Raw genomic sequence first — 7,318 nt, forward strand, 5'->3', positions numbered from 1 at the left:
AAACCCGGCGTATTTAAGATAAATAATCGGTAATGATTTTCAATATCATCACTTTTTTAATTTTGCTTATAACAAAACGTGAACCAAAAAGACTTCCTACTTATTCATATAGATGCTCTATACAGATCGGCACTGTATCTCGTCAAGAATGAACATAACGCATATGATCTGGTCCAGGAAGCCTATTTAAAGGCATTCAAATCTCTCAGAAATGGCAAAATAGTTAATAATGAAAGGGCATGGTTGTTTAAAATATTAATGAACACCTTCATCAATCAATATAGAAAAAGTAAAACAGAACCTTCCTTGGTTGATTTTGACAGCATTGAGTCCTTTCATGAATCAATAAAAGAAGAGGTATTGACGCCCTCAAATACAGAGAATGAGGCAACATTTGATGAGTTGCTCGACTCAGATGTGAAAAAAGCGCTGGAAGAATTACCCGATGATTTTCGACTGGTCGTCTTACTTTCGATAGTAGAGGGCTTTTCCTACAAGAAGATTTCCAAAATGCTTAACTGCCCAATCGGGACAGTAATGTCCAGGATCTATAGGGGACGAAAGTTTTTAAAGGAAAAATTGACAGGTTATGCAAAAAAACATGGCTACGAAAGAGGATAAGAAATGAATTGTACAGATGTAAGAAAATATTTTTATGCCTTTCTCGACAACGAACTCGATGTGGAAAGGAATATAGAGGTTTTGTCGCATATTAATATGTGTCATGCATGCGGCCTGAAAATAGAAAAGGAAAGACTGCTTCAGGAAAGAGTGAAAGAAACTGTTTGTAAGACAAAAGTCCCTGCATACCTTGAACAAAAAATTTTTAGGAGTGCAGGAAGCCGTCCGAACTTTTTCGCTCAATTTATAAAGAATTTCTCGTTGAGAGGCAGATTCGCATTAGTCTCTGGCATAGCAACCGCAATTGTTCTTATTGCTTATTTTTTCGTAATACAAAATACGCTGAAGAAAGATAATATTTTTTACCTCACGGAGTCAAAATATCACGACTATATAATGAAGCAACTTGTTCCAGACATACGTTTACAGAATGCCGGAGAAATTATAGGACGTCTTCAAAATCGAACCGGCCTAAGTGTAATCCTGCCTGGCATTGAAGAAAATATGCAGATACAGAATGCAAAAGCTATTGTGGATTACTTTCAAAAACAAACTGGTTTAACGGTAACGCTCCCTTTTATGAAGGGAAATGTACAGTTGGTGGGTGCGTCTTTGACTAATATTAACGGCAAAAATGTACCCCTGGTTTTTTACATGCTTGATGATACCCCAATTACGTTGGCTGTGGTTTGTAATTCCGACATCACTTTTAGAAAAATGAAAGAGATCGTAGCTGATAAGATGGTTGTATATACAGGTACCGGTTTTTGCGGCTCCTGCCAGATTGTTGAATGGAAAGAGACTGGCGCTCGGTACGTTATGGTATCAATGTTAAATAGTGAAAAAATGATAAAAGCGCTTACAAAGGTATAAAAGCGAACCATGAACGGCAAGAAATTTTTGTAACCTTTCACGGAGGGTAAAATGAAGTTAAATATAGTATGCCATGCAAGTTATGTTTTTTTATAAAATTCATAAATTATTCATCAAAAATTTAATGCGCTGGAAATAAGCGCCTTTGCAATTCAGATTTTTCTTTGTGATAAATTCATAATTTATTAAGTACCCATTTGGCAATAACTTAAACCCAGTGAACGGTTACAAATTTTTAATATTTAAGATGAGGCTCTAATTCTATATCTTTAACCTTTTTTATTCGATATCGGAGGTATCGGGATTTTAAAATTACTGTTTATTTATATTTTAATTAGTTTGGAAAGAAAGGATGTATCATGATTATAAAAAAGAAGTCTCTGCTTTCTGTTACACTCGGTGTGGCATTTTTTATTGCATCTGCGTTAGTCACCGTTGTATCTGCTGAGGCCAATCCATTCGCGCCCAGCAATGCAACCGCCTTCAAAACCGATATGGACAATAAAACCGCAGGTAAATGCGGTGAGGGTAAGTGTGGTGAAGGGAAATGTGGCGGTGATGAGAAAAAGAAGGAAGGAAAGTGCGGTGAGGGTAAATGCGGCGGCAATGAGAAAAAGAAAGAAGGGAAATGTGGCGGCGACGAGAGGAAAAAAGAAGGTAAATGCGGTGAAGGAAAATGTGGCAGTGATGAGAAAAAGAAAGAAGGGAAGTGCGGTTAATTAAAATAAACCGATGCCGAATAAAGGGGGCTTACGTGGAGGAACAACAATTCCGTAACAGTTCACCCCACTGTTGTGAAAGAAACATTTTCATTTGGGTATTTTGTAACAGTTCAGCCTGTATTCGGAATGGGCGCAGAATACAACCCCCTTGCCCCTCTCAAAAAAGGGGGATTGAGGGGGTTGTTAACTACCACGTGACTGTTACGCAATTCCTTTGTGTAAGCCCTTTTTAGGCATTCTTCCGCTGTAAGCTGATATCTCGAATGTTTATTACATTTTGATTTACATGGAAAAAGGTATACTTGCGAAGGTTAATCTATGCGCATTAAAAAACACAATGTAAAATGCTTACTGCGAGGAAAACATAATGTATTTCCTCGCAGTAAGCATGGGTCTGAGAGCATCGGCAGGCGCACATTTCTTTCGGGCGCTGCCGGTTTTATTGCCACACTGCTTTTGTCCCCGGTGATAGCAAGGACTGTTAAAAGCCACGCATCTGCTTTGACAGAAGACCCGTGGCAAACCCTGTCCGTAGTGCAAGACCATCTCTTTCCTTCGGAAGCAGATTCTCCGGGGGCGAAGGAAATCAATGCGATTTCGTATTTGCGCAATATGCTCGCAGATCCGGTGACGGATACTGATGAGAAGGAATTTATACTGAATGGCGTCGGGTGGTTGAATGAACTGGCGATTGAAAGGCACGAAGCCGTTTTTGCAGATTTGCCGCAGTTGCAGCAATCAGATTTGCTGCAACAAATTTCAAAAACCACCGCCGGCAGAAATTGGATTTCTAAGCTAATTTCTTATCTGCTGGAAGCCTTGTTAAGCGATCCTGTGTACGGAGGAAACCCGGACGGCATAGGATGGAAGTGGCTTGAACATCGGCCAGGTTATCCACGGCCGCCGATGAATAAACGTTATTATGACCTGCTAAAAATATGAATACAGATTTTGACGTGTGTATAGTAGGAAGCGGCGCCGGCGCCGGCCCCGTAGCGCTCACCCTTGCAGAATCGGGTTATTCGGTGGTTGCCCTTGAAAAAGGCCCCTGGTTTAAGGAAGAGGATTTTTATAAGGATGAGCTTGCCAGTCGCAGACGCGATGTTTACACGCCGAATCTGCAAGATGAACAGCATGTAATTGAGGAACCGGATGGACTGGGTGGATGGGACAGCGAGCCAACCTCTGTTTCCGGATGGAATTTCTGGAGGGGCTGTTGTGTTGGCGGTTCCTCAAATTTTATGAGCGGATTTTTTTTCCGGATGAAACCCGAAGACTTTCGCTTGCTTTCAACCTTCGGCCCGATAGATGGCGCTAATCTTATAGATTGGCCCATCTCCTACGAAGACCTTGAACCGTATTATACGAAGGTAGAATCGATTGTCGGCGTATCGGGCAGTGTTGTGCCGCATCCACTTCTTGAACCGCGTTCTACCGGCAATTTCCCTTACCCGCCTACGCTTGAACACCCCATTTCCGGATTGTTTGATACTGCCTGTCGTAAACTCGGATTACACCCATTACCGACTCCGCGTGCAATTCTATCCAACAGCGCCATGAAACGGCAAAGCTGCGGCTATTCGGGATGGTGTGGCAGTTATGGTTGCTCAACCGGAGCTAAAGGCAGCTCCCGGGCGGCGTTATTAAATCCTGCCCTTGAAACCGGCCGTTGTGAAATCAGGCCGCATGCCAAGGTATATAAACTTACGACCAATGCTCAGGGCAAGGTTGTTGCGGCGGAGTACTACGACAGGAACGGCAAACAACAACAAGTTGATGCAAAAATATTTGTTGTCGCATGCCAGGCAATCGAAACCGCGCGTTTATTGCTGTGTTCTACAGGAACGCGCCATAAAAGCGGCCTGGCAAACAATACCGGGCAGGTAGGCAAAAATCTTATTTTTTCAGCGGGTGGCACGGGAGGAGGAGACCTTATCTATAAAAAGCTGGGCAGAACGATTACAGAGTCATTGAAATTCCAGGGACTGTTCCTCAACCGCAATTTACAGGACTGGTATTTTATCGATAACCCTGTATGGGGAAGGAGGCAAAAGGGTGGAACCATTGATTTTCTGCTGGAACACCCTGGTCCAATTGCAAAGGCGATAGACCTGAAATGGGATGACCACGGCAACCTGCGCTGGGGGACCTCTTTAAAACAGGCATTAAAAAAACACTTTACCGAAATGCGCGAGTTTAAATATGAAATCTTTTGCGATTGGCTGCCTACGGATAACTGCTTTGTCTCCCTTGATACGAAAGTGAAAGACAAGTGGGAGACGCCGGTAGCCAGGGTAAGGGTTGGTTATCACCCGCACGACATCAAGATAGGCAACTATCTGGCGAAAAAGGCAACATATATTATGAGGACAATGGGCGTAAGAAACGTCTACTCTAACATAAGCGGTTCGCCGCCGCCTAACCTGGCGGCAGGCGGCTGCCGGTTTGGAAATGATCCGAAAAATTCCGTGCTTGACCCTGATTGCCGTGCCCATGGTGTTGAAAATCTTTTCGTTACCGATGGGAGTTTTATGCCAACGGGGGGAAGCATTCCTTATACATGGACAATTTATGCAAACGCCTTCCGTGTTGCAGATAAGATTGTGAAACAACTTGGCGGATAATTGAACGTTTTATGATGAAGGAGGTGGTATGCCCAGAGATATACCGGTAGGGAACGGTTCAATGTTGGTTACATTTGATTCCGAGTATCAGATACGTGATATTTATTATCCGTATGTCGGCAGTGAGAATCATACGATTGGCCACCCGTGCAGAATGGGTATTTGGGTGGATGGACATTATAGCTGGGTGGACAGCGAGTGGCAAAAAACGCTGACGTATAAAACGGATACACTAGTTACTGACGTAAAGGCAAAAAATGACCGGCTGAAAATAGAACTTCAGATGTACGACACGGTCGACTTCCATCTGAACATATTTGTAAAGGAAATCATCATCAGGAATCTTGATGGGAAAGATCGTGAGATCAGGCTGTTTTTTTATCATGATTTTCATATTTATGGCAATGAGATCGGTGACACGGCGTATTATGACCCGGATACCATGTCAATTATTCATTATAAATCCCAGCGTTATTTTTTAGTTAATTGTTGCGACCCATCCAAGTGCGGAGTAGACCATTTTGCCACCGGCGAGAAGGAGATGCATGGTGCGGAAGGTACGTGGAGAGATGCGGAGGACGGTTTTTTGAGCGGCAATCCCATTGCTCAGGGGTCAGTGGACTCTACAATCGGCATTAACCTCCATATAAAGGCACACGGGGAAAATTTAACCCATTACTGGATTGCTGCAGGCAGGAAACATAGCGAGGTGGTAGCGCTCAACAAGAGTATCTGGGAAAAAACACCGGAAGAACTCATTCGGCGCACGGAGAACTATTGGAAATTATGGGTAAATAAGGAATCACTGCAATTTTACGATCTTCCCGAAAGTCTGGTGTCTTTTTTTAAGCGGAGCTTGTTGATAATGAGGACACAGATTGATAACAATGGCGCGATTATTGCGGCAAATGATTCTGATATTACCAAGTTCGGGAAAGACACCTATTCCTACATGTGGCCTCGCGATGGTGCCCTCGTTGCATACGCGCTTATACAATCTGGATACAGTGATGTATCAAAACGTTTTTTTCAATTTTGCGCGGATGTTATTTCTCCGGAAGGCTATTTACTCCACAAATATAATCCTGATCAATCTCTTGCCAGTTCATGGCATCCGTGGTTCAAAGACCGGAGAAAGAGCCTTCCGATACAGGAAGATGGCATTGCGCAGGTAATTTGGGCATTATGGCATCATTACGATAAATTCAGAGATATTGAGTTTGTGAAGCCCCTGTACCGGCATTTAATCATGAATGCCGCAGAATTTATGGTGAAATTCAGAGATGAAGAGACGGGATTGCCTCTTGCCTCATACGATTTATGGGAAGAGCGATATGGGGTGCATACCTTTACCGTATCGGCAGTGATCGCGGGACTAAGGGCGGCTGGAAATTTTGCCTGCGCCTTCGGGGAAGAGGAATTCGGCACAAAATATTATGAAATAGCGGATAAAATCAAAGACGCCCTTATTGCGAATTTTTATAATAAAACGGAAGGGCGTTTTGCGAGGATGGGAACAAGGAACGCAAAAGGGTATGATTTGGATATGACTGTAGATGCAAGTCTTTACGGGCTTATTGCATTTGAGACACTTGCCCCTGGCCAACCGATGGCTGTATCAACAATGGAGGCTGTTAAGAAGAGTCTCAGGGTAAACACTTCTGTCGGCGGCATAGCGCGATATTCCAATGATTATTATCAGCGAGTAAATACCGGCAGAGAAGGCATTCCTGGGAATCCGTGGTTTATCTGTACTCTATGGATGACGGAATACGATATCATGCGGGCCGGAAATCTTGATGAATTGAATGAGGCACTGTCAGGTCTGGAATGGGTTGTTGGCAAGGCGTTGAAATCCGGAGTCCTGGCAGAACAGGTAAATCCGTTTACCGACGAACCTCTCTCTGTATCCCCCTTAACATGGAGTCATGCGACATTTGTTACTGCCTTACTAAAATACATGGAGAAGAAAGAACGGCTGTTAACCTGTAAGTCATGCGGCCATTCTCAGTATTATATGCACCGTCAGGTACAAAAACCCTGTAATGTATAAACAGATTGTACGGAAATTTTCACCTGAAAAATGAAAGAAACACCCATGACAGGATTTGAAACCCTGTCATGGTTAATATACAATTCTGTGAGAGGATGAAAGCATGAAATATACAAAATTTTTCATTATCGCCGCGATTTTCCTCTCGTTCCCAAGCTCCGGCTTGGGAACGCAATTGTTTGAGAAGCTCCGGCTTCGCATGGAAAAAAGAATGAAACCATGCTACCCAGGATATTTGAAAATATACTTTCATGCTTCGTTAAATCTTTAAATCCCTTCCCAGTGGGGGGCAAGGGGGCATAAGCGCTAACTTGTTTTAGGTATGCTCGAAGTATTTTGATATCTGTGTTTTTCGGATTCTTGTATTTTCTGCTAAAGAACAAGCAATGTCATTCCAGCACTTAAGAACTTCCTGTAATGATAAC

6 protein-coding genes are annotated in these 7,318 nt (G+C 43.1%); all 6 read left to right on the forward strand.

Annotated elements, in window-relative coordinates:
• The first annotated feature begins 78 nt into the window (after positions 1-78).
• The 6 genes from QZT26_RS06750 to QZT26_RS06775 all read left to right on the forward strand — a co-directional run bounded on the left by QZT26_RS06750 (position 79) and on the right by QZT26_RS06775 (position 6,893).
• Positions 79-621, forward strand: coding sequence for a sigma-70 family RNA polymerase sigma factor (locus QZT26_RS06750; protein WP_295101333.1), 543 nt, complete (start codon positions 79-81; stop codon positions 619-621).
• A gap of 3 nt (positions 622-624) precedes the next feature.
• Complete coding sequence (locus QZT26_RS06755) at positions 625-1,494, forward strand: zf-HC2 domain-containing protein (protein WP_164995494.1); 870 nt, start codon at positions 625-627, stop codon at positions 1,492-1,494.
• A 359-nt stretch (positions 1,495-1,853) separates the two neighbouring features.
• Positions 1,854-2,213 carry a hypothetical protein gene (locus QZT26_RS06760; RefSeq protein WP_295101335.1) on the forward strand — a complete coding sequence of 120 codons (360 nt, stop codon included), beginning with the start codon at positions 1,854-1,856 and terminating at the stop codon, positions 2,211-2,213.
• A gap of 321 nt (positions 2,214-2,534) precedes the next feature.
• Positions 2,535-3,158 (forward strand): gluconate 2-dehydrogenase subunit 3 family protein, encoded by a 624-nt coding sequence (locus QZT26_RS06765; RefSeq protein WP_164995496.1) that lies wholly within the window; start codon positions 2,535-2,537, stop codon positions 3,156-3,158.
• A complete protein-coding gene (locus QZT26_RS06770) occupies positions 3,155-4,840 on the forward strand; it encodes a GMC family oxidoreductase (protein WP_164995497.1) in 1,686 nt (561 codons plus the stop codon). Before QZT26_RS06765 ends, QZT26_RS06770 begins: the two co-directional genes overlap by 4 nt.
• A 28-nt stretch (positions 4,841-4,868) precedes the next feature.
• Positions 4,869-6,893 carry a glycoside hydrolase family 15 protein gene (locus QZT26_RS06775; RefSeq protein ID WP_099327057.1) on the forward strand — a complete coding sequence of 675 codons (2,025 nt, stop codon included), beginning with the start codon at positions 4,869-4,871 and terminating at the stop codon, positions 6,891-6,893.
• Positions 6,894-7,318 lie beyond the last annotated feature (425 nt).

This window comes from uncultured Candidatus Kuenenia sp. (assembly GCF_900696675.1).
GTDB lineage: Bacteria > Planctomycetota > Brocadiia > Brocadiales > Brocadiaceae > Kuenenia > Kuenenia stuttgartiensis_A.